General features: G+C 51.7%; 18 protein-coding genes and 1 riboswitch. Of the genes, 13 read left to right on the forward strand and 5 right to left on the reverse strand.

The genetic code is table 11. The features are described 5' to 3' along the window. Positions 1–127 precede the first annotated feature (127 nt). From H6A13_RS03295 to H6A13_RS03335, 9 genes are all read left to right on the forward strand, one after another. Entirely contained in the window at positions 128–733 is a 606-nt protein-coding gene (locus H6A13_RS03295) for a PD-(D/E)XK nuclease family transposase (RefSeq protein ID WP_204908203.1), read from the forward strand. Further along, positions 733–969 (forward strand): hypothetical protein, encoded by a 237-nt coding sequence (locus H6A13_RS03300; protein WP_204908204.1) that lies wholly within the window; start codon positions 733–735, stop codon positions 967–969. The genes H6A13_RS03295 and H6A13_RS03300 overlap by 1 nt, the downstream gene beginning before the upstream one ends. 190 nt (positions 970–1,159) lie before the next feature. Further along, complete coding sequence (locus tag H6A13_RS03305) at positions 1,160–1,516, forward strand: hypothetical protein (protein WP_204908205.1); 357 nt, start codon at positions 1,160–1,162, stop codon at positions 1,514–1,516. A 78-nt stretch (positions 1,517–1,594) separates the two neighbouring features. Then, positions 1,595–2,095 (forward strand): shikimate kinase, encoded by a 501-nt coding sequence (locus tag H6A13_RS03310; protein WP_204908206.1) that lies wholly within the window; start codon positions 1,595–1,597, stop codon positions 2,093–2,095. 144 nt (positions 2,096–2,239) lie between these two features. Continuing rightward, positions 2,240–3,532 carry a UDP-N-acetylglucosamine 1-carboxyvinyltransferase gene (locus tag H6A13_RS03315; RefSeq protein WP_204908207.1) on the forward strand — a complete coding sequence of 431 codons (1,293 nt, stop codon included), beginning with the start codon at positions 2,240–2,242 and terminating at the stop codon, positions 3,530–3,532. Between the two features lie 73 nt (positions 3,533–3,605). After that, positions 3,606–4,850, forward strand: coding sequence for an MFS transporter (locus H6A13_RS03320; RefSeq protein WP_204908208.1), 1,245 nt, complete (start codon positions 3,606–3,608; stop codon positions 4,848–4,850). A 90-nt stretch (positions 4,851–4,940) separates the two neighbouring features. Continuing rightward, positions 4,941–5,041: riboswitch (SAM riboswitch) on the forward strand. Positions 5,042–5,156: 115 nt separating this feature from the next. Next, a complete protein-coding gene (gene metK, locus H6A13_RS03325) occupies positions 5,157–6,338 on the forward strand; it encodes a methionine adenosyltransferase (RefSeq protein ID WP_204908209.1) in 1,182 nt (393 codons plus the stop codon). Positions 6,339–6,417: 79 nt separating this feature from the next. Next, complete coding sequence (locus H6A13_RS03330) at positions 6,418–7,914, forward strand: HAMP domain-containing sensor histidine kinase (RefSeq protein WP_204908210.1); 1,497 nt, start codon at positions 6,418–6,420, stop codon at positions 7,912–7,914. Beyond that, positions 7,907–8,596: a response regulator transcription factor gene (locus H6A13_RS03335; RefSeq protein ID WP_204908211.1), complete on the forward strand. Its 690-nt coding sequence runs from the start codon at positions 7,907–7,909 to the stop codon at positions 8,594–8,596. Before H6A13_RS03330 ends, H6A13_RS03335 begins: the two co-directional genes overlap by 8 nt. Here the strand turns inward: H6A13_RS03335 and H6A13_RS03340 are convergent. After that, positions 8,586–9,638 (reverse strand): hypothetical protein, encoded by a 1,053-nt coding sequence (locus H6A13_RS03340; RefSeq protein ID WP_204908212.1) that lies wholly within the window; start codon positions 9,636–9,638, stop codon positions 8,586–8,588. The two genes, H6A13_RS03335 and H6A13_RS03340, sit on opposite strands and share 11 nt — an antisense overlap. 141 nt (positions 9,639–9,779) lie before the next feature. Here H6A13_RS03340 and H6A13_RS03345 point away from each other — a divergent pair, with 141 nt between their 5' ends. From H6A13_RS03345 to H6A13_RS03360, 4 genes are all read left to right on the forward strand, one after another. Beyond that, a complete protein-coding gene (locus tag H6A13_RS03345; RefSeq protein ID WP_204908213.1) occupies positions 9,780–10,814 on the forward strand; it encodes a GntR family transcriptional regulator in 1,035 nt (344 codons plus the stop codon). A 17-nt stretch (positions 10,815–10,831) separates the two neighbouring features. Then, complete coding sequence (locus H6A13_RS03350) at positions 10,832–11,845, forward strand: aldo/keto reductase family protein (protein ID WP_204908214.1); 1,014 nt, start codon at positions 10,832–10,834, stop codon at positions 11,843–11,845. Then, positions 11,830–13,308, forward strand: a complete 1,479-nt coding sequence (gene xylB / locus H6A13_RS03355; RefSeq protein ID WP_204908215.1) for a xylulokinase — start codon at positions 11,830–11,832, stop codon at positions 13,306–13,308. The genes H6A13_RS03350 and xylB overlap by 16 nt, the downstream gene beginning before the upstream one ends. A gap of 73 nt (positions 13,309–13,381) precedes the next feature. Further along, a complete protein-coding gene (locus tag H6A13_RS03360; protein WP_204908216.1) occupies positions 13,382–14,431 on the forward strand; it encodes an NAD(P)-dependent alcohol dehydrogenase in 1,050 nt (349 codons plus the stop codon). Between the two features lie 78 nt (positions 14,432–14,509). Here the strand turns inward: H6A13_RS03360 and H6A13_RS03365 are convergent, their stop codons facing one another. The 4 genes from H6A13_RS03365 to H6A13_RS03380 all read right to left on the reverse strand — a co-directional run bounded on the left by H6A13_RS03365 (position 14,510) and on the right by H6A13_RS03380 (position 19,484). Beyond that, the gene (locus H6A13_RS03365; protein ID WP_204908217.1) at positions 14,510–15,487 is read right to left on the reverse strand and encodes a dipeptidase; all 978 of its coding nucleotides are present in this window, start codon (positions 15,485–15,487) and stop codon (positions 14,510–14,512) included. A 90-nt stretch (positions 15,488–15,577) separates the two neighbouring features. Beyond that, positions 15,578–16,816: a DUF819 family protein gene (locus tag H6A13_RS03370; protein WP_204908218.1), complete on the reverse strand. Its 1,239-nt coding sequence runs from the start codon at positions 16,814–16,816 to the stop codon at positions 15,578–15,580. A gap of 172 nt (positions 16,817–16,988) precedes the next feature. After that, positions 16,989–18,359, reverse strand: coding sequence for a UDP-N-acetylmuramoyl-tripeptide--D-alanyl-D-alanine ligase (locus tag H6A13_RS03375; RefSeq protein WP_204908219.1), 1,371 nt, complete (start codon positions 18,357–18,359; stop codon positions 16,989–16,991). Between the two features lie 60 nt (positions 18,360–18,419). Then, a complete protein-coding gene (locus tag H6A13_RS03380; RefSeq protein ID WP_204908220.1) occupies positions 18,420–19,484 on the reverse strand; it encodes a D-alanine--D-alanine ligase family protein in 1,065 nt (354 codons plus the stop codon). Positions 19,485–19,488: the final 4 nt, after the last annotated feature.

Raw genomic sequence — 19,488 nt, forward strand, 5'->3', positions numbered from 1 at the left:
ATAACTATCTAACCGGTGAAGGCCGGATCTAAAATTCTTATATTCTTTTTTCAATTCTACATTTCTAAAAGGAGGAGTCTGTCTATGAAGAAATCTCTCAAATCTCATACTGTTTCAAAGCTGGGACATGGAGCAACAGAAAGAATTTCTGGAGTTTTGTTCTGGAAACAAAGGTGTTAGAATCTTATATGATTCATTTTTTAAAGAAATATTAAGTCCGGAAAATGCGCCGGAGCGTCTGGATGAATTGCTGTCTCTTATTCTGTGTCAACAGGTAAAAATTTTACAGGTACTTCCTAATGATTCTACGCGGATTGCGGATGAAAGTTCTCTGGTTATTATGGATATTGTGGTAGAACTGGAGGACCATAGTATTGCGAACGTGGAAGTGCAAAAGATTGGTTATAAATTTTCAGGTCAAAGAAGTGCCTGCTATTCAGCAGATCTTCTCCTGCGCCAGTATAAACGTGTACGGGGAGAAAGGGGAAGGGCGTTTAGCTATCGGGATATTCAGAAAGTATATACAATTGTGTTTTTTGAAAAGAGTCCGAAAGAATTGCGAGAAGACAAAATGAATTGTATCCACCGTTTTACGCAGGTATCCGATACGGGCGTAAAGATGGAACTTTTACAGGAATTTTGTTTTGTCAGTCTTGACATCTTTCGGGAACTTTTGCACAATAATGGTATCAGAAATAAGCTGGATGCATGGCTCACAATGTGGAAAGGGTGATGGGGATGTTTTCGGAGGAGTTGCGTGAACTGGACCGGAATACCGTACAGCTGATGATCGATGAAATGCAGGAGGAGATCGATGCATTAAAGAAAGAGCGGGAGGAAGCCAGGGAAGATCGAGAAAAAGAAGTTAGCAGGAAGGATAAAAAGATTTCCGAGCAGGAACGAGAAATTGCAGAACTTAAAAAGAAGCTGGCAGCATATGAAGAAGTTTCCGAAAATGGGAAGAGATAAACAGATATGAAAAGAAATCCTGCACGGGCAGAAAGCCTGTGCAGGATTTTTGTGTGTGGGGCAGGAATCGCTGTGGGTCTGTATCTGGCGGAACAGTTCGGATGCAGGAGAGGATAAGCACAGGGAAAAGCAGCAAAAAAAGATCCGCTGCATATAATAACACAGATACTGATTTTAAGGAGTGTGCGCCATGGAACAGAAACTTCCCTACTACATGGTTTATCCGGTGCCGGTGTTGTTTGATGAGGTAAGGCAGTCAAGGAGAGATCTGGAGTATATGAAAGCATTATACCCGGATGCGGCAAAACGGCTGACGCCATATGTGGAAGAAGAGTGCGACCGGCTTATGTACGCCGGAAGCGTGATCTATGATGAATATCCGGATCCGCTGCAGTTTCGGCTTCTGTGCAGGAGGATATTTGATAAGGCGTCAGAAGACGAGGAAAAACCGGGAGCCTGGATGGCGGATCTGATCCAGGTCATGGCCTGTCAGGAGATCTTAAGGAGGCGGACGGAATACCGGAGCAGGCGCAGGAGATTCTTCTAAAGGAGCGGGAGATTCATTTTTCCCATGACAGTCGCTTTCGGATGTGTTAAAATACGGAAAGCGAAAGGAGGGAGTTCCGTGAAAAATCTTATATTTATCGGTATGCCTGCTGTGGGGAAAAGCACGGTGGGAGTGGTGACGGCAAAGCGGCTGGGCTATCATTTTATAGACGTGGATATCCTGATCCAGGAAAAAGAGGGAAAACTTCTGAAAGAAATCATCCGGGAACAGGGCATTTCCGGATTCCTGGAAGTGGAGGACCGGATCAACGCGGAACTGGAGGCGGACCATGCGGTCATAGCCCCCGGCGGGAGTGTGGTGTACTGTGAAAATGCGATGAACCATTATAAGGAAATCGGGACAGTCGTATATTTGCAGGCTTCTTTCGAGACAATAAGTAACAGGCTCCATCATGCGAAAAACCGCGGCGTTGTACTGCGGGAAGGCCAGACTCTTCTGGAACTTTATGAGGAGAGAGTGAAGCTTTTTGAAAAGTATGCGGACCTTACGATCTGCGAGGACGGACTGGATCTGGAAGAGACCATAGAGGCTGTTCTGGAAACTATACAAAAGGAGTAACGGTCTGCTTTCAAATATTACAAACAAGTTACAAAATATAAAAAATATTTTACATTTGCCGATTCTATGGTATAATATCATGGAGTATGAGTATAAAAAATTCTGTAATGAGAGAAAGAATAGATCATATTTTTGAGGTGTGTTATGGAACAATATATCATTAAAGGCGGGCATCCGCTGGTAGGAGAAGTTGAGATCGGGGGAGCAAAAAACGCTGCGCTCGCGATCCTGTCAGCAGCTATCATGACAGACGATACCGTACTGATCGACAATCTTCCGGATGTAAATGACATTAATGTATTATTGGATGCGATCGAGGGCATCGGCGCAATGGTTCACCGTGTAGACAGACATACGGTGAAGATCAATGGAAAGAATATCCATGATGTTTCCATTGAATACGATTATATCAAAAAGATCCGTGCTTCCTATTATCTTCTGGGGGCGCTGCTTGGCAAGTATAAGAGAGCAGACGTTGCGCTTCCGGGCGGATGTAATATCGGAAGCCGTCCGATCGATCAGCATATCAAAGGATTTCGCGCGATGGGCGCGGATGTGGAGATCGAGCATGGCAAGATCATGACAGAGGCAGACCGGCTGGTCGGAAAACATATTTATTTTGACGTAGTAAGCGTGGGCGCGACCATCAATGTTATGATGGCGGCGTCCATGGCAGAGGGAATGACGATCCTGGAAAACGTGGCCAAGGAGCCACACGTGGTAGACGTGGCGAACTTCCTCAACAGCATGGGAGCAAATATCCGCGGTGCAGGAACAGACGTGATCAAGATCCGCGGCGTACAGAAGCTGCACGGAACAGAGTATTCCGTTATCCCGGACCAGATCGAGGCTGGAACATTTATGTTTGCAGCAGCGGCAACCAGAGGAGACGTAACCGTGCTGAACGTAATCCCGAAGCATCTGGAGGCAACGATCGCCAAACTGGTAGAGATCGGATGCGAAGTAGAGGAATTTGACGACGCCGTGCGTGTAGTGTCCAAGGGCAACTTAAGAAGCACCCACGTAAAGACACTTCCCTACCCTGGCTTCCCGACAGATATGCAGCCGCAGATCGGCGTGACACTGGCATTGTGCAAAGGGACAAGTATTATTACAGAAAGTATCTTTGAAAACAGATTCAAATATTTAGACGAACTGGCAAGAATGGGCGGAGTCAGCAAGATCGAAGGAAATTCCGCTACCATTGAAGGCGTAGAAAAATTCACCGGCGCCAGAGTCAGCGCACCGGACCTGCGCGCAGGAGCGGCACTTTGCATCGCCGGCCTGGCTGCGGAAGGATACACCGTGGTGGACGACATCGTCTATATTCAGAGAGGATATGAACGCTTTGAAGAAAAACTCCGCTCCCTTGGCGGCGTGATCGAAAAAGTATCCTCAGAAAAAGAAATGCAGAAATTTAAGTTAAAAGTAGGATAATGTGGAAAACTTTAATTGGGGACGGGGGATTTTTGAAAATCCCCCGTCCCCAATTAAAGTGTGTGGATAACTTATGTGGAAAGAGTGGAAAAGTAATCGGTATTTTATTCTTGTCATGGCTGCGATCGTGAATTTTGTCCATGGCAATCCTTATATCTGGACGGTGTTTCAGCCGTACATGGAGCGGGAATTTGATATTTCGACGGCTGCGTCCAGCCAGCCTTTTACGGTTATCATCGGTATTTTTGCGTTTGGAAATATGATCGGTGGCTGGCTGCAGCATAAGATCGGTGCGAAGCGGACGGCGCTGGCGGGAAGCGCGTTTATGTGTCTGGGCTTTTTGATGGCAGCGCTGGCTCCCAAGGAGGCGCCGTGGCTGGTGACGCTTGGGTATGGAGCCATCGGAGGGCTTGGATCAGGCTGTGCCTTTAGCATGCTGGTAGCGATCCCGCAGGGATGGTTCCCGGATAAAAGGGGGCTGGTGACCGGCATTACCATAGGAGTGATCGGGCTGTCCGGAGTCATTATGAATCCGCTGTGCGACTGGCTTCTGACGGCAAAGGGATTTCATTTTGCGATGCTGATGGTGACGGTCTTTTATGCGGTCCTGTGTCTGGGGGCCTTTTTCCTGGAAGAGGCGCCGCTCGCGATCCAGGAGCAGGGCGCTATATCTTCCGCGATCCAGGAGCAGGGTGTCATGACAGGCGGGCCTAAGGAGCAGGCCGCCGCGGCAGGAAGTAGTTGCGGACAGATTGAAACGGCGGCGCTCCAGTGTCAGTACACAGCAGGGGAAATGATGCGGACCGGGCGTTATTACTGGCTGAGCCTTGCCATGGCCCTGGCGGTTCCGGCCTATGTGCTGGTGAATCCGCTGATGATGTCCCTTGGCATGGAGCGGGGGCTTACCGGCGCCCAGGCGCTGGCGGGAGTGACGGCTGCTTCGGCGGCGAATATCATCGGCCGGGTGGCAGCGCCCTGGCTGTCAGACCGGGCGGGCCGCAAACCGGTGGTGTACGGGCTGTTTGTGATTGCCATGGCGGCTTCTTTTGGCCTGATGGCGGCAACCGGCATGACGTTTGCGGTGCTGTGTTCGGCGATCTGCATGGTCTATGGAGGCGTGGTCAGCGTTTTCCCGGTGATGGTATCGGATTATTTTGGAATGAAGCATCAGGGAACGAATTTTGGAGCGGTGATGATCGGGTATGGGATCGCCTCCATCCTTTGCCCGCTGATTCTTGCGGCGGCAGGGCAGGAGAAAGCGCTTCTGATTGCCGGAGTGTGCTGCGTGGCCGGGCTTTTTGCGACCCGCAGGATTTAAAGAGTATGCGACCACAGGATTTTCCCTTGACAAGGCTGCGAAAACGGTGTAAAGTCTTACACGTACACAAAATCACATATTGCAGACTTTCTCTTATTCAGAGCAGTGGAGATACAAAGGATCTGTGAAGCTGCGGCAACCCCCGTTATGCGGGAAGGTGCCAACCTGAGCGAGCAATCGAACAATAAGAGGATTGGTTTATGAAAATATAAAGCAGTCCGCTTATGCGGGCTGTTTTTTGTGGCGGAAAACCTCTATTCCTTATACAGAGAAAGAATGCGGGAAGAAGAAAAGGAGAAAAGAACAATGGAGAGACGTTTATTTACTTCGGAATCGGTAACAGAAGGACATCCGGATAAAATGTGCGACCAGATCTCAGACGCGATCCTGGACGCGCTGATGGAGCAGGACCCCATGAGCCGTGTGGCCTGCGAGACCTGTACGACAACAGGTCTTGTGATGGTGATGGGAGAGATCACCACCAATGCCTATGTAGACATCCAGAAAATCGTGCGTGATACCGTCCGGGAGATCGGCTATACCAGAGGAAAATTCGGATTTGACGCCGATACCTGCGGCGTGATCACCGCCATTGACGAGCAGTCCGCGGACATCGCTCTTGGCGTGGATAAGGCGCTGGAAGCAAAGGAAATGTCAGAGGCGGATCTGGATGAGATCGGAGCAGGCGACCAGGGAATGATGTTTGGCTATGCTTCGGACGAGACGCCGGAATACATGCCGTATCCCATCGCGCTGGCCCACAAGCTGGCCCGCAGACTGACAGAAGTCCGCAAAGACGGCACCCTGCCTTATCTGAGACCAGATGGAAAGACACAGGTTACGGTAGAATACGACGAGAACGGCGTGCCGTTCCGTCTGGACGCGGTCGTTTTGTCCACACAGCACAATCCGGAGATCAGCCAGGAACAGATCTGCGCAGATATCCGGAAATATGTGTTTGACGCAGTGATCCCGGAAGGAATGACGGATGAGAATACCAAATATTATATCAATCCCACCGGACGTTTTGTGATCGGCGGTCCTCACGGCGACAGCGGTCTGACCGGACGGAAGCTGATCGTAGACACCTACGGCGGCATGGCTCGCCACGGCGGCGGAGCATTTTCCGGAAAAGACTGTACCAAGGTGGACAGATCCGCAGCTTATGCGGCCCGGTATGTGGCAAAAAATATCGTGGCTGCAGGACTGGCGAAAAAATGCGAGATCCAGCTGTCCTACGCGATCGGAGTGGCACACCCCACATCCATTATGGTGGACACCTTCGGCACAGGCAGGATCAGTGATCAGAAGCTGGTAGAGATCATCCGTGAAAACTTTGACCTGCGGCCGGCAGGGATCATCCGGATGCTGGATTTAAGAAGACCAATCTACAAACAGACAGCCGCTTACGGACATTTCGGACGGACAGACATTGATCTTCCGTGGGAGAAACTGGACAAAGTGGAGACACTGCGGAAATATTTATAAAAACTTTATAAAAATTTATGGGCGCTTTGTTTAAGAGGCGCCCTTTTTCGTGATATACTTTTGTCGGAGGATGTAGTCTATGAAGCTGAAGACAAAATTAATCATCGCTTTTTTGACGGTACTGCTTCTGCCTATTATACTTGGAACAACCCTGATTTTTCTGCTGGGAGCCTATCAGATCAGTACCATAGAGAAAACTTATAAGATCAGCGGGACAACGGTGGAAAGCCTGTCCAATTCCATGCAGACCATATCCAGCCTGACGGAAGAATCCTATCATGAACTGGTAGATATGGCGGCAGAGAGTCCCGCCCGGATGGAAGACGCGACGGCTCTTGGAGAGTTTAACCGCCTCCTTCAGGAGAAGAATGCGTATCTTCTGGTCCGCAAGGGCTACACCATGATCTATGTGGGGACAGATATGGAGAACGCAGACAGCGTGATCGCGGAACTTCCGGATTACGGCGGCGCGGAAACCACATCGGAAAACGGGATCTATCTGGGAGGGGACGCCCAGTCTCTGGTCAAGCAGGTGGACTTTGAATACCCGGACGGAGACAAAGGCAGCGCCTTTATCGTATCAGACGTCCGGAAAATGATCCCGGAACTGGAAGAACTGATGGTAGATATCGTGGTGTGCATCGTATTTATCCTGATCCTGACAGCCTGCGCGCTGACCTACTGGGTTTACCGCTCCGTGATGCAGCCGCTGCAGAAAATGCAGCTGGCGGCCAAAAATATCAAAGAGGGAAATCTGGACTTTGAGATCCGACCGATGGCGGATGACGAGATGGGACGGCTGGCCCAGGATCTGGAGGACATGCGGGTGCGCCTGCGGGATAATGTAGAAGAAAAACTCCGCTATGATAGAGAAAGCAAAGAGCTGATCAGCAACATTTCCCATGATCTGAAAACCCCTGTGACCGCCATCAAGGGCTATGCGGAAGGGATCATGGACGGCGTGGCGGATACGCCCGAGAAGATGCAGAAATACGTGCGGACCATTTACAATAAGGCGGACGAGATGAATACGCTGATCAATGAGCTGACCTTTTATTCCAAGATCGATACCAACCGCATCCCGTATAACTTCAATACCCTGTCGGTTAACGATTATTTTGAAGACTGCGCGGAGGATCTGTCCCTGGAGCTGGAAGCAAAAAATGTGGAGTTCGGGTATTTCAATTATGTGGAAAAGGACGTAAAGGTCATTGCGGACGCCGAGCAGATCAAGCGGGTGATCCACAATATTGTGAACAATTCCCTGAAATATATGGATAAGCCGAAGCCCAAGATCAACCTGCGGGTAAAAGACGTAGGGGATTTTGTGCAGATAGAGCTGGAGGATAACGGAAAAGGGATCGCGGCCAAGGATCTGCCCAACATTTTTGACCGGTTTTACCGTACCGATGCGTCCAGAAATTCTTCCAAAGGCGGCAGCGGCATCGGGCTGTCCATTGTAAAGAAGATCATTGAAGAGCATGGCGGGAAAATCTGGGCTACCAGCCGGGAAGAAACCGGAACGACCATGTATTTCGTTTTGAGAAAATATCAGGAGGTGCCGATTTATGAGTAAAATATTGATCGTAGAAGATGAAGAGACCATCGCTGATCTGGAAAAAGATTATCTGGAACTGAGTGGTTTTCAGGTGGAGGTGGCAACCGACGGCGAGACAGGATTAAAGCGTGCCATGGAAGGGGATTTTGATCTCTTTATCCTGGATCTGATGCTGCCGGGCGTGGACGGCTTTGATATCTGCCGGCAGATCCGGAGTGAAAAAAATACGCCGATCATCATGGTGTCGGCGAAAAAGGATGACATTGATAAGATCCGCGGCCTGGGCCTGGGGGCGGACGATTATATGACAAAGCCTTTCAGCCCCAGCGAGCTGGTGGCAAGAGTAAAAGCTCACCTTGCCCGCTATGACCGGCTGACAGGAAGCGCCAGAGAGGTCAATAAGGTGATCGAGATCCGGGGCCTGAAGATTGATACCACGGCAAGAAGAGTCTGGGTCAACGGGGAGGAAAAGAATTTTACCACCAAGGAGTTTGATCTTCTTACCTTCCTGGCGGGACATCCCAATCATGTGTACACCAAGGAAGAACTGTTCCGGGAGATCTGGGACATGGAATCCATCGGGGATATTGCGACCGTTACGGTGCATATCAAAAAGATCCGGGAAAAAATAGAGATGGATACCTCCAATCCCCAGTATATCGAGACGATCTGGGGAGTGGGGTACCGGTTTAAAGTATAAATGTACTGATGGCAGTTACGCCCCGCAGGTCATAACCATATGGCTGGGGCGTTTTTTCCTGATAAAAGATATCAACGCTCTGCCCAAGCGTGAAAGAAGTATCCTGAAGATCCTCCGGAACCGGCGCTTTGTAGAAGCAGCCATCGCTGCCTGCCACGAACAGGGTATCTGCTTCCTGGGACTGGACGGCGCCGCTTACATAGGTAAGGTCTTCCATCTGATCTTTTCTGACCAGGATCAGAGAGCCTGCAGCCCCGCTTGTCAGCGTCAGGGAATCTACAGCTTCCCAGTCGGGAATCTCTGTGGCATAGATCCGCACGTCCGGCAATTCCTGGTTAGTGGAAGCCACAGCCGGCAGAAGGCTCTGGACGTTACTCTCTTCCGGAGAAGGCGATGAGGCCGCCTGACTGGCAAAGGGCAGAATATACGTGTTTTCTCCAGCCTGAAGGCGGACAGAGCCAATGGACCGCGAAGGCGCGGCAGAAGAAGCGGAAACCGGCAGATCCAGATAGATGCCGGAGGCGCAGATGCGGGCCAGTTCGTTTCCGCTTACAGAGGTAAATTCCGCAAGGCTGGAGCCGTTGGTCAGTTCTGCAGGGATCCGTGCGACCTCCTGGTCGATCGTGCCTTTGGAGATCTTAATCTCTACAGGGTCCTGGCTGGCCACAGCCTGCGGGTTGGTGAAATAGATCCGTAAGAGCTGGGTGTCCAGATCCGCGGAAATCTCATATGCGGTGCTGTTTAACTCCTGATCATCCAGACAGACTCTGAGGAGATAATGGTCATCGGTGATCGTATGATATCCATTTCCAGTGACATCATCTGCAGAAGCAAACATTTTTCTGTGTTCTCCGTTTTCCAGTGAGATCTTCAGATCCATGCAGCCGGTACGGGTACCGCCGCAGTAGCTGCCTTTTTCAAAAATCACACGGTAATTGTCGACCTTCTGACCTTCTTCTGGTGTGCGAAGTTTCATCCAGCAGACCGCTCCAAGAATAAGAACCAGAATTCCAAGAATGATTCCCAATCCCTTTTTTAACATAAGAATCCCGCCTTTCTTACGAGTATGGCTTTATTGTACTACAGCGCCGGGGATGCCGCAAGTTTTCCGGGACAGAAACACTTTGACTTCTCAATGGTATTATGATAGAATACCATTGAGAAATGACCGGGAGGTGTGTGCATGGAGTCAACAGAACTTCGGTACATTGAACTGAAAAACCAGATCTGCCGCCAGATATACGAAGGAATCTGCCGGGACGGGGAAAAGATCCCGTCTGAACGGCAGTTGTCGGAAGATTTTAACGTCAGTAGGATTACGGTGCGCAAAGCGCTGGAGCTTCTGGAAGAGGAAGGGCTGATCCTGCGGGAGGTGGGGAACGGAACCACTGTGACGCTGAAAAATCATGGAAATGAGACGGCGATGGATGTGATCGCGCTGGCGGCCCCCTCCAGAAATCCCTTTTTTGCCCGCTTTATTGCAGAATTTCAGAGATGCGCCTGGGAACAGGATGCGCTGCTCCTGTATGTGGAGGCGCCGGAGGGAACCACCCTTGAGGATTGTCTGTACCGGCTGTATACCAAAAATATCCGGAATGCGGTGGTCTGGCCGGACGACCGGGGCGTGGACCAGGAAAAACTGCTCCGGCTCCGCAGTATCGGCATGAATCTGGTCTTTTTTGATACGGACGCCTGCGGGCCATTTGCGGACAGTGTCTTTGTGGATAATGTGGATGCGGTGCGGACGCTGCTGGAAAGAGAAGAAAAGCACCGGCAGTACCTGTATGTGGGATGGGATAATCTGGCCATCGGCAATATCCGCAAAAGAGAAGAAGCGTTTCGCAAACTCTGCCCTCAGGGACAGGTCTGTCACGTGCCCTGGAGAAGGAATCGGCAGATGGCGCGGACAGCGGCGGAAGAGATCCGTAAGATGGCAGAAGAGATGTCGGACGGACTCATCGTATGCGGGACCGGAGAACTGGCCCAGCAGACGGCAGAGAGCCTCTGGGAGACAAATGGGCAGGAGAGTTCCCGGGTGCGGCTGGCGGCCATTGATGATTTTGAGGGTTCGGGACGGTTCCCGGTATCAGTGTATAACCAGGATCTGGGTGTGGCGGCCCGGGAGATTTATGAATGTCTGGAACGCCAGAGAGAGGAAAAAAGCGGATGGAGAGCCAGGATCATTCCTGTCAAAGGAACATATATTCCCGGCAGATAGAGAAAGGAGAGGATCGTATGGAACAGGTAAATCCCGTACTGGTTCCCGAAAGGAAGCTGTCCGACGGGATGGTGATCCCCGGGATCGGCATGGGGACTTTTGGAAATGACCGTTACAGTTCCGGGGAAGTGTCAGACGCTGTTTACGGCGCCATAAAAGCAGGTTACCGGCTGTTTGACTGTGCGGCGGCTTATGGAAATGAAAAGGAGATCGGCCAGGTGTTTCAGAAAGCCTTTGCAGACGGCATTGTGCAGCGGGAGGACCTTACCATTATGACCAAGGTATGGAATGACAGGCACGGGGAAGGTGACGTGCTGGTGGCCTGTGCGCAGAGCCTGCGGGATCTGAAGCTTTCCTATCTGGATATCTACATGGTGCACTGGCCGTTTCCCAACTACCATGCGCCGGGAGCCCATCTGGAAGGAAGAAATCCGGATGCAGTGCCCTTTTCTCTGGAAGAGTATCTGACCACCTGGCGGCAGATGGAGCGTCTGGTGGATCTGGGACTGGTAAAGAGCATCGGCATGTCCAATATGACCATCACCAAGCTGGAGCAGGTGCTTCCTCTTTGCAGGATCCGTCCCACGGTTCTGGAGGTGGAGATTAGTCCTACGTTTCAGCAGCCAAAGCTTTTTGAATACTGCAAAGAGCAGGGGATCCAGCTGATCGCGTTTAGTCCCATGGGTTCCCCCTGCAGACCTGCGCGGGATACGGAAGAAGGAGACGTGGTGACCTTTGAACTGCCGGCGTTAAAAGAGATCGCGGCGGCTCATCACTGCCATCCGGCGACAATCTGCGTAAAATGGGCGGTGCAGAGAGGACAGATCCCCATTCCATTTTCCATTTATGAAAAGGAATATGTGGAAAATTTAAAATGTGTAACGGAAGATTTCCTCACGGACGAGGAAATGGAGCGATTAAGAAAGGCAGATCAGAACGCCCGCCTCATCAAGGGAAAGGTATTTCTCTGGGAAGAGGCAGAAGACTGGCGGGATATCTGGGATGGTGAAGATGCATGGAATATTTTGTAGGAATCGATCTGGGAACGTCGAGTGTACGCGCGGTGGCGGTGGATCCGGACGGAAACGCGGCTGCTGCAGGGCAGTGTGAATATGATATTCAGAAGCCGGAACTGGACCGGGCAGAGCAGGATATGGATCAGCTGTGGGAGGCGACCGTACAGGCGATCCGGAAAATGCTCGCCGAAAAACCGGAAATCCGGGATGAGATCCGGGGGATCGGATTTTCCGGGCAGATGCACGGCCTTGTGATGGTGGACCGGGAGATCCGGCCTGTGGGAAATGCCATCATCTGGGCGGATCAAAGAAGCGCGGAACAGATCCGCCATATCTATGAGACCGTGCCGGAAGAAGAGTTCGCAAAAGTTTTTGAAAACCGGCTGAGCACAGGATTTCTCCTGCCGTCTCTTGTCTGGGTGCGGGAAAAAGAGCCTGCACGTTATGAAAAGATTTACAAGGTGATGCTCCCCAAAGATTACATCCGTTACCGGATCTGCGGGGAACTGGGCACGGATGCCTCTGACGCCTGCAGCACCGGCATGTGGGATATGAAGGCGCGTACCTGGGCCTTTGATATTTTAAAGAAGCTGGATATCCCGGCGGAGTATCTGGTGGAGAGCCACGAGTCCTATGAGAAGGCAGGGACCGTGACTAAGGAATGCGCGGAGCGGACCGGACTAAAAGAAGGTACCTTTGTGGCCTTCGGCGGCGGAGATTCCCTGATGATGGAGCTGGGAAACGGGATGATCAGAGGCGGCCTTATGGCGTCTACCATCGGTACGGCCTGTCATCTGACCTGCGCCCTTGACGCGCCGACCTATGATCCGAAGCTTCGGACCAACACCTGGTGCCACGGGGGCGAGCATCTCTGGAGCATTATGGGCGCGCATTTGAGCGGAGGCGTTGCTCTGAAATGGCTGAAGAACAATATCCTTGGCGCACAGAGTTTTGACGCGATGACAGCGCTTGCTTCAGAGGTTCCTGCAGGCAGTGAAGGACTTCTCTTCCTGCCCTATCTGAACGGAGAGCGGACGCCGCACAACGACCCGAATGCCAAGGCCGTGTATCTGGGCATGACGCTGCGCCACGATAAGCGGCACATGATCCGCAGTACCATGGAAGGGATCGTGTACAGCATGAAAGAATCCTACGCGATCTTTCGTTCCCTGGGGATCAGGGGCGACCGGATCATTGCGGCGGGAGGCGGGGCAAAGAGCCCGCTTTTCCGGCAGATTCAGGCGGATATGTATGACTGCCCCATCTATATCAATCAGGGAAAAGAGCAGGCAAGCATCGGCGCGGCCATGACCGCGGCGGTGGGATGCGGTTTTTATAAAGATTATGAAGAAGCCTGTGCCCGGATGGTACATTTGAGCCCGGAGGCGACAGAACCCATCCCGGAAAATGTAAAAAGATACGAAGAAGAATTCCAGCGCTTTAAAGAGATATATTTTGCAAATAAGGCATTGTTTTAACGGTGGTTTTGCATTATAATAGCACTAGAAAGTTTTTTAAACATCTTAATAAAGTAGTAGGAGGTCTAAGACTATGGATGGAAAAATGAAAGTTGCAGTCATGACCGGGATCGGCAAAATGGGATTTGAAGAGCGGGACATCCCGAAGCCGGCAGCAGACGAGGTGCTGGTAAAGCTGGAGTATGTCGGGATCTGCGGATCTGACATGCACTACTATGAGACCGGAGCGATCGGCGATTACGTGGTAGAGCCGCCGTTCGTACTGGGACATGAGCCGGGCGGTACGGTTGTGGAAGTGGGAGAAAATGTAACACATTTAAAAGTAGGCGACCGCGTGGCGCTGGAGCCTGGAAAGACCTGCGGAAAATGTGAATTCTGTAAAGAGGGCAAGTATAATCTCTGCCCGGATGTTATCTTTTTTGCAACACCTCCGGTAGACGGTGTATTTCAGGAGTATGTGGCACATGAGGCGGCCCTTTGCTTCAAGCTTCCGGACAATGTAAGCACCCTGGAGGGCGCGCTGATCGAGCCTCTGGCTGTCGGATTCCACGCAGCGATCCAGGGAGACGCGCATCTGGGACAGAAAGCAGTGGTAATGGGCGCAGGCTGCATCGGCCTGGTGTCCATGATGGCGCTGAAGGCAAGAGGCGTATCCGAGGTTTATGTGGTAGACCTGATGGACAAGCGTCTGGAAAAGGCCATGGAGCTTGGAGCTACCGGCGTGATCAATGGCGGAAAAGAAGACGTGGTAGCAAAGATCAGAGAACTGACCGGGGGAATGGGAGCAGATCTGATCATAGAGACTGCAGGATCTCAGCCCACTACGGTACAGGCGATCCATGCGGCAAAGAAAGGCTCCACGATCGTTCTGGTAGGCTACAGCAAGAGCGGCGAGATGACCCTTCCCATGAGCCTGGCGCTGGACAAAGAGCTGACCTTCAAGACCGTATTCCGTTATCGCCATATTTATCCGCTGGCGATCGACGCCGTAGCAAAAGGCAAGGTAAACTTAAAAGGTATCGTTACCGACATCTTTACCCTGGATCAGGCGCAGGAAGCCATGGATCACAGCATTCACGACAAAGCAGATATCGTAAAAGCAGTGATCAAGATTGCGGAATAAATGGAAATAAAATGGAAACAAAATGGAAATCGGGACGTAGACCTTTGCAAAAGGTCTACGTCCCGATTTCCATTCTGTTTATGCATGCAGTACTTTATGGATCAGTGTGTGCCAGTTTTTCCAGGCAATCTTTTCGATTTCTTCGTGGCTGAATCCGGCTTTTCGGATGGCCTCCATGAGCGCAGGCACGTGGGAGGCGTCCTCCAGTCCGATGGTGTAAGGCGTTGCCTGGCTGCTGAAAGAGTTCAGGGTGTCGCCTTCCAGAAATTCTGAGAAGTCGAAGCCAAATCCCACGTGATCGATGCCCATGATCTCTACCATATGGATCAGGTGTTTGACCAGGTTGTCTACGGTCTGTTCGGACTCTACCGGATGGACAAACTCGTTGAAGGAGTTTAAGCCGACCATGCCTCCGGTGTCTGCAAGCGCCTTCAGCTGTTCGTCCGTAAGGTTGCGGGCCTGGTTGCAGAGCGCCCGGCAGTTGGAGTGGGTGGCGACTACGGGTCCGGCCGCCACGTCCATGACGTCCCAGAAGGATTTGTCATTGATGTGGGACATGTCCAGGATCATGCCAAGATCCTGGATCTTTCGCACTGCTTTTCTTCCCAGGTCTGTCAGCCCGCGGTCCGGATTGCCTCTCGCGCCGGTGGCCAGCGGGTTTTCTTCGTTCCAGGTCAGGCTTGCGTGACGGGCGCCGAACTGATAAAATTCATCGATCCTGTCTACGTCTTCTCCGATGCTCTTTAATCCTTCCAGTCCGATAAAGGCATACATTTTCCCGTCTTTTATTGCTTCGTCCATATCCCGGAAGGACCGGCATACCTTCAGGATATCGGCGCAGTCTTTTTCTTCCTGCGCGATGGCTTCCATCATCTGATGGGTTCTTTTCAGCGGATCTTTGTCATAGGGCGGATCGTTCCAGATCACGAAGATACCGCCTGTAATGCCGCCTTTTTCCAGCCGTTCGTAATGATATCTGCGGAAGATATCTCTTTCCCCGGCCAGATGGTGATGTGTAACGTCTGTCCAGATGTCACAGTGAGCGTCAAAAATCATAAGTCAATCCTCATCTCCTTCTAAATGAATCACTGGAAATTGCCAGTACAAAAATACAGGGGCAGATAACCGCCCCTGTATAGTGTGTGATTATGCTGCGCCTAACAGACTTCCGATGATCAGGCCGCAGTATGTACCGATTACATAGCCGATGGTTCCTACGATCAGGCAGGGACCTACCAGTTTTGTCCAGCCTTTGGAAACGGCCATGGCAGCAGATGTGGTGGGTCCGCCGATGTTGGCGTTGGACGCGCACAGGATCTCTTCCAGGTCGAACTTGAAGATCTTTCCAAGTACCAGGCTGAACAGCATATTTACAATAACTACGATCGCTGCAAATACCAGAAGCAGCGGAGAGTTCCGCACGATCAGCGGGATGGATGCCGGAACACCGATCACAAAGAAGAACAGGTAGATCAGGAAAGTTCCCATCTCATTGGTTCCCCGGATCTCGCCAAAGAATCCGGGAGCTGCGGTAGCGCAGATCATGGAGATCGTAGCGATCCACAGATACATATTACCAAACAGGGTGTTCAGCATGGACAGTACCGGGTTGGAAGTCGGGATCACGCCGGCCAGGAAGTCCGCAACGATGCCGGATACGGCAACGATCACGAAAGCAACGGCAACAGCCAGTGCGATATCCTTTAAGGACATTTCCTTTCTGCCCCAGTAAGCAGCGGCTGCAGTTCCTTCCGTGTCATTGTCTGCGGTTCCGGATTCTACGGCATCCTGATGCGGATGTTTGTAGTGTTTGCGGAAAAATCCGATTCCGGGGATCATGACCAGTACGAAGAAGTACAGAGCCATCAGAAGGTTGTCGGCAACGGTGGCTGCGGAAAGCATCTCGCCGGTTACGCCAAACGCCTCACCCAGTGCAGCGAAGTTTACAGAACCGCCGATATAGGTTCCGGTAAATACGCCTGCCAGGGCATTGAGTTCCGGGATAAAGTTGCCGAGAACGGCAAAGCCGATGAGGGCGCCTGCCATGGTTCCCACGGAACCGCACAGGAAGATTCCCAGAAGCCGCAAGGAGTCTTTGCCCATGTCCCGGACATTACACTGCATCAGAAGCAGCGGCAGGGACAGCGGTACGACATAGTTCCATACCGTATCCCATACCGGAGACGCGGTCGGGATGATACCTAAGTTTGACAGGATCAAAGCCATTACCAGGGCTACGATGGCGCCGCTGGCTTTGGCAGCCCAGGTGTATTTCTGTTCCAGATAGATCGCTCCGGCGGCGCCGGCAGCACAGATGGCCCAAAGAACCCAGGTGTTGTCCGCTCCTACCAGCGGATTGTCCATGTTAAAAATTTCTCCCCACATTTTTTCTCCTCCTTTCGCTGTAAAAACATACCGTAAAAAATATAGAGAGATTCAATTGTGGTAATTGAACCTCTCTATATTATAGTGACTTTGACAAAAAAAGTCAATCTTAGACAACAATAATTGTACACAATGGCGAAAAATGTACAGGAACTTTCAGAAAATTGACCTGCTAGAATTTCTGGAGTTCTTCCACCAGTTCCGGGAACCACATGCCGTGGGACGCTTTGACCAGTACATTATCCCCGTCGCGGATGATCTCGTTCATGACGGACAGGAAATCAGCCTTGGTCTCAAACCAGTGTGTCTCAGTCTGCGGATTGGCGGACGCTCCTTCTGCCAGGCTTTTTGCCAGGTCTCCGATGGCACAGACTACGTCGATGCCTTTCTCGGCGCAGTAGGCGCCTACTTCCCGGTGAAGGTCCAGTTCTTTGTCTCCCAGCTCGCCCATGTTGCCGAGGATGGCAACCTTGCGGCCGATGGCCATATCCAGTACATCGATCGCGGCTCTGGTGGAGATGGGGTTGGCATTGTAGCAGTCGTCCAGGATCATCAGCCGGCTGGTGCGGATGATGTTGTTACGGCCCGGCATGGACGGAAGTCCTTCGATGCCGGCCTTGATCTCATCAGCGGTCAGTCCCAGTGTATAGCCTGCGGCTGCGCCTGCCAGGGCATTGGAGATCATATGAGCGCCCGGAAGCGGTACCACGCAGGCAAAGAAAGAGCCGTCCGGCAGATGGATGGTGCAGGCTGTGCCCCGAAGTCCCAGGGGCTCGATATTGTCCGCACGGAACTGGCAGTTTTCGCCAGTGCCGAAGAATACGGGCTGGGTGCCTTTGACCGGTCCCATCTTAGCTAACAGGTCGTCGTCTCCATTTAACAGGATGGATCCGCCGGACTTCATGTCCTGGATCATCTGGGATTTCTCCTGCAGGATGCCTTCTCTGGTCTTGAAAAATTCCAGGTGCGCCACACCGATGTTGGTGATCACGCACACATCCGGGCTGGCTACAGAAGAGAGACGGCGCATTTCGCCGAAATGATTGACGCCCATTTCCAGAACAGCGGCCTCGTGCTCTTCGGTCAGCTGGAAAATAGTAAGGGGAAGTCCCCATTCATTATTAAAATTGCCCAGGGTCTTGTGGGTCTTATATTTCTGGGAGAGCACGGAAGCGATCATCTCTTTGGTGCTGGTTTTGCCCACGCTTCCTGTGATGCCAACCACTTTCAGATCAAAAGAATCCCGGTACAGTTTGGCAATATCAAGAAGCGCCTGTCCGGTCGATTCCACCAGGATATAGGGGAAATCTGTCTCACCCAGATCTTCATGGGAAACAACGCACAGAGCGCCTTTTTCGATGGTGTCCGGGATAAACTGGTGGGCATTGAACTTTTCTCCGTCAATGGCAACGAATAAGTTGCCTGCTTCGACTTTCCGGCTGTCGATGACTACGCCGGTGACCTCCTGGCCCAGTTTTGCCGGGTCGCCGTGATACGTACCGCAGCAGGCTTTGGTAATGTTCTCTAATGTAAGATTTTTCATGATAGAAGATTCCTTTCTATATACACAGTTTCTGATAGGACAGTATCAGATCCGGATCCGCTAATAGCGGACCCGGATCGATTCTTCGATGATCTGTTCGCAGAGCTCGCCGTAGTCCATACCGGCCGCGGCCGCAGCCTTGGGGATTAGACTGGAGGGAGTCATGCCCGGCAGACCGTTCATCTCCAGGCAGTAGAACCGTCCGTCTGTCTCGTCCACAATAAAATCCGCCCGGGCGTAGACGTCCATCCGGAGCGCTTCAAAAGCTTTTTCTCCTGCTCTTTGCATTTTTTTCTGTGTCTTTGCATCCAGAGACGCCGGTGGACAAAGTTCTGTGGCGCCGCCGCTCTGGTATTTATTTTCGTAGTTAAAAACGCCGTCTTTTGGAATGATCTCTACCAGGGGGAGAGCCTTGCCGGCTACAATGCTGCAGGCATATTCCCGGCCCTTGATATAAGGCTCGATGACGACTTCGTCCTGGCCGTCCTCTTCAAAGGACCGGCGGACAGCTTCTTTATATTCACCCTCTGTGTGGACGATATAAACGCCGATGCTGGAGCCGCTGGAACAGGGCTTGATCACCAGCGGGAGATAGTAGCCTAACTCATCCAGGGGAGTATCCTTGGCCTTCTCTGTCAGAGAAGTGCCGCGGGGCGTAGGCACCCGGGACATCTTGAAGATCTGCTTTGCTACCAGCTTATTCATGGCAAGCGAGCAGCCAAGGGAATTAGGCCCGGTGTATTTGATGCCCAGGATATCAAAGGTGGCCTGGATCTTGCCGTTTTCGCCCACCGAACCGTGGAGGGCGATAAAGGTGATGTCTGCCAGCCGGCACAGTTCTATCACATTGGGCCCGAAATAGCAGTCAGACTGATCCGGTCTGGAAAGCCGGAGCTTTTCAAGGTCCGGAGTCGTAGTCTTGATACCGTCGGCAATCTCCATGCCGGCGCCCGGAAGATCGAATACTTCTTCCAGTTTTTCGGAATCATAGGGGAGCCCGAAAAAGACGTCAAGCAGGAAGGCCTGGTGGCCTCTTTCCCGCAGGGTTTTACAGATGCCAAGTCCGGAAGTTAAGGATACGTCTCTTTCCGGGCTTAAGCCTCCTGCAAGTACAATGATTTTCATAAAA

This window comes from Mordavella massiliensis (assembly GCF_016902415.1).
Taxonomy (GTDB): Bacteria; Bacillota; Clostridia; order Lachnospirales; family Lachnospiraceae; genus Merdimonas; species Merdimonas faecigallinarum.